Annotated in this window: 5 protein-coding genes and 1 pseudogene; 4 read left to right on the forward strand and 2 right to left on the reverse strand. The window is 65.1% G+C overall.

Annotated features, from left to right (window positions below):
* From ACTICP_RS16050 to ACTICP_RS16065, 4 genes and pseudogenes are all read left to right on the forward strand, one after another.
* A pseudogene (locus ACTICP_RS16050) lies at window positions 1–84 on the forward strand (50S ribosomal protein L32); the annotation flags it as partial.
* Window positions 85–100: 16 nt separating this feature from the next.
* Window positions 101–793, forward strand: coding sequence for a ribonuclease III (rnc, locus tag ACTICP_RS16055; protein WP_441894075.1), 693 nt, complete (start codon window positions 101–103; stop codon window positions 791–793).
* Complete coding sequence (mutM, locus tag ACTICP_RS16060; protein WP_441894077.1) at window positions 786–1,664, forward strand: bifunctional DNA-formamidopyrimidine glycosylase/DNA-(apurinic or apyrimidinic site) lyase; 879 nt, start codon at window positions 786–788, stop codon at window positions 1,662–1,664. Before rnc ends, mutM begins: the two co-directional genes overlap by 8 nt.
* Window positions 1,665–1,945: 281 nt before the next feature.
* Complete coding sequence (locus ACTICP_RS16065) at window positions 1,946–2,953, forward strand: hypothetical protein (RefSeq protein WP_441894079.1); 1,008 nt, start codon at window positions 1,946–1,948, stop codon at window positions 2,951–2,953.
* A gap of 87 nt (window positions 2,954–3,040) precedes the next feature.
* Here the strand turns inward: ACTICP_RS16065 and ACTICP_RS16070 are convergent, their stop codons facing one another.
* Window positions 3,041–3,598: an alpha/beta fold hydrolase gene (locus ACTICP_RS16070; RefSeq protein WP_441894080.1), complete on the reverse strand. Its 558-nt coding sequence runs from the start codon at window positions 3,596–3,598 to the stop codon at window positions 3,041–3,043.
* The coding region (locus ACTICP_RS16075; RefSeq protein ID WP_441894082.1) for an alpha/beta fold hydrolase at window positions 3,538–3,944 on the reverse strand (407 nt) is incomplete at its 5' end. The genes ACTICP_RS16075 and ACTICP_RS16070, both read right to left, overlap by 61 nt.

Below are 3,944 nucleotides of genomic sequence, written 5' to 3' on the forward strand. Positions count from 1 at the left end.
CCGCACCAGGCGAAGGTCGTCACCGACTCGCAGGGCACCGAGCTGTTCCTCGAGTACAAGGGCCGCAAGGTCGCCGACATCTGATCACGGTCTCACGATCGTGACGGACGTCCCCGCCGGGACAGCGCCTCTCGCAGCGAAGCTCAGGGTCGATATCGACCCTGAGCTGCTTGCGTTGGCGCTGACTCATCGGTCCTACGCCTACGAGCACGGCGGCATCCCGCACAACGAGCGTCTTGAGTTCCTCGGCGACTCCGTGCTGGGGCAGGCTGTGACGGTGATGCTGTTCACCACGCATCCCGATCTCGACGAGGGACAGCTCGCCAAGCGCCGTGCCAGCGTCGTCTCCACCGTCGCACTGGCCGAGGTTGCGCGGGCGATCGGTCTCGGCGAGCACCTGATGCTCGGCCGCGGCGAGGAGCAGACCGGTGGCCGCGACAAGGACTCGATCCTCGCCGACACCATGGAGGCCGTGTTCGGCGCGACCTACCTGTCAGCGGGACCTGATGCCGCCACCGAACTCGTGCTGCGGTTGACCGCGCCGCTGCTCGACGATCCGGAGCGCTACGGTGCGGCAATGGATCCGAAGACGAGCCTGCAGGAGCTCGCCGCTCGCCTCGGCGCGGCGCCGCCGAGTTACACGGTCTCTGCCGCCGGTCCCGACCACGACCGCCGTTTCACGGCGACGGTCACCGTGGGCGATGTCAGCAGGACCGGTGACGGCACGAGCAAGAAGACGGCTGAGATGGCCGCCGCCCTCAGCGTGTGGCGCACCCTGAGCGAGCGTGCCTGAGCTCCCCGAGGTCGAAGTCGTGCGCGCCGGACTCGCTCCGGCCGTCGCCGGCGCCACCATCACGAGTGTCTCAGTCTTCGACGATCGGGCTCTGACACGGTATCCGGCCGGTGCCGCGGATTTCGCCGGACGGCTGGAGGGCGCCTCGGTCATCTCCGCCGCGCGACGGGGCAAGTTCCTGTGGCTGCCGCTCGCTCATGCGGATGCATCGCCATCGGGCGAAGCGCTCACCGCACATCTCGGGATGAGCGGGCAGATGCTATTGCGCACTCCGGATGCGCCGCTCGAGCGTCATGAGCGCATTCGCGTGGGGGTGCGGCATCCGCAGCACGGCGACCTCGCGGTGGTCTTCGCCGATCAGCGCACCTTCGGCTCGCTGGCCGTCGACGCGCTGATCGCCGACGGTGCCGACCTGGTGCCGACGCAGGTGCGGCATATCGCGAGGGACCCATTGGATGCCGCGTTCGACGATGCAGCGTTCGTCGCCGCTGTACGTCGCCGGTCCAGCGCGATCAAGCGGATCATGCTCGATCAGACGCTCATCAGCGGCATCGGAAACATCTACGCCGACGAATCACTGTGGGCTGCGCGCATCCACCCCGAGACGCACGGCCGCGCGCTTTCGGCGCAGGCGGTCCGGCGCCTGCTCGGCGAGGTGCGATTCGTACTCGAAAAAGCGCTCGCTGAGGGCGGTACGAGCTTCGACGCGCAGTACGTCAACGTGAACGGGCAGGCGGGCTATTTTCAGAGAGAACTTCAAGTTTATGGACGTGAAGGTAAACCTTGCTCTCGCTGTAATTCAGCCATAAAAAGAATGGCATTTATGAACCGCTCTTCACATTGTTGCCTGGTCTGCCAGCGAAAAAGATAGTTTCCGCAGTCGCCGACTACACCGGAACACGAATTCTCCCGCGCACATGACCAAAGCCAGAAGCGTCACGGCGGGCACCAGCGGCTGACGAGTCGATGCCCGCGCCGATGACGACCGTCGCTATCTTGATGTCAGTGGTGTCGAGTCCGAAGTCGCGGGGGAACCAGGAACGGGCACGCTGACAGTCCGATATTCTGAAGAGCATTCCGATCCAGATACCGGAGCAGTGAATCAGCGACACCGACAGCGGATCGCCGACTTCGATGGCGAAGGAGGATCCTGTGACTGCCACCCCGCCGCACGACGAAGATCGATCCAACGCGGTCCATACGGAACCCGTTGAGGCAATCCGTGCGCACGAGATCGGTGAGCCCCACGAGCCGTGCGAATCGAGCGATCCGCACGGCGAGTGGTGGATCGACGGGCCGATCTTCTCGACCGAGCACAGGGGTTCGAGCATCACGTCCCTGAGGCCAGGCGCTCAACCAGGGCGCTTCACCGCGAGCATGATCGCCCGGCTCTCCTTCACGTTCTTCTTCTGGATCGGGCTCGCGTTCCTTGCCCTTCCGAGGATCGTCGTTCCCATTGCAGCACCCGCCGTCGAAGACCTTGCCACGCACTGGGGGTGGTGGGTGATCGTGGTCCTCGCGGTCGTCTTGATGGTCGTCCTTGGCCCGACCTTTGGGTTCACGAGGCGTGCCATGGCGCAGTACGGACAGCTCGGGCTTCCAGCAGTCGTCACAGCGGCTGTCATCACCACGGCCTTCTTCATCGCGCTTCTGATCCATCTCGCGATCGACATCGACTACATCAGGCACGCGCCCCCGACCGTGGAGTACTGGGAGCTGCCCGACACCGAGATTCTCCTGATCTTTCTCGGCGTCGCCGCGGTGGGTGCGCTCGGGCTTCTTATCGCTCTTCCATTTTCGATACGTTTCGCGGTGAGGACGCAGCGGAGAATCGTGGCGATCCGTACGACCGGCACGCGCTACGCTGGGCGGCTCGAACATCTCGATTTCCGACACAGCCGGATCAGCCATCTGAGCCAGTTCTCGGTTCGCGTCGGCTTCGAGACACGGGAGGGGACCCGCGTCGTCACCGCGCAAATGGAGGCGGACCCGGAGCGGGTGCCGCTCGAGGGTGAGCCGCTGCTCGTCATCGTCTCGACGTTTCGTGGGCGACGAGGTTCGCGCGAGCGGATTCTCATTGAACCCGATCCGGATCGGCCCATGCGTTTCAACCCCGACGGCGGCAAGTACGTCGTCACCGCGGATGGCGGCGGCGGCTGAGCTGAGCTGAGCGGAGCGACGGAATCATAATCGCCAGATCGGTGAGCTCACGCGGGGTCTGACGGATATGCTCGGTGAGCAGTCTCGTCAGTTGGTCTGAGTGCCGAAGTGGTGTTCAAGCAGGGGGACGATCTCGGGCCAGTAGGCAGGTGGTGGGAAACCGTGGCCCATGCGGCGGAGCAGGTGCAGTTGCGCGCCGGGAATCTCGCGGGCGAGGGCTTCGGAGTGCTCGGCGGGGAAGAGCGGGTCGGCGTCGCCGTGCAGGATGAGGGTCGGGACGGTGATCTCGCCGAGTCGTTGCCGCCACGGGGATCCCGGGTCCATCATGAAGTGGTTGGTCAGGTTCGCGGCCAGATTCTGTGCTCGTTCCACGGTGGCGCTGGCGATTGCGCGCTGGTGGTCCTCATCGAACGCCTCGCCCTGGAACGGACGCTCACTTTCGCTGAGGTAGCGGATCACTGCCTCGCGATTGGACCAGTCCGGCTCTTCCGGTTCGGTGCTGAACACCTCGGTCATCTGCGGCGTCATCTCCGGCAGATCTGCGGCTTCATGGCCCGGTCCGCCGGGGGTGCCGCTGATGATAGTCAACGACGCGACCTGTGCAGGATGATCGAGCGCGAGCAACTGGGCGATCGCGCTGCCCATGGACATACCCCGACCACGTGTGCGCTGTCGCGACCGGTGGCTGTGAGCACTGAGCTGGCGTCCTCGACCAGATCGGGCAGGGTGTAGCCGGGTTCGCCGACCGGCCAGGTGGTGGACTGGCCAGCGTCGCGGGTGTCGTAGCGCATGACTGGGCGGTTCTGAGCCAGCTCGGCACAGAAGGATGGTGGCCAGGCCGTCAGTGAGTTGCCGGCTCCGTGGATGAGCAGCACCGGAGCTGCGCTGCTGTCGCCGAACTGTTCTACTGCAAGTTCGGTCTTGTCTCGGTAGGCGGTCATCTGTTGTGGGTTGGGCGTCGGCATGTGTTTCTCCTCGTCGTTGGCTTTCC

Source organism: Microbacterium sp. (assembly GCF_052102115.1).
GTDB lineage: Bacteria > Actinomycetota > Actinomycetes > Actinomycetales > Microbacteriaceae > Microbacterium.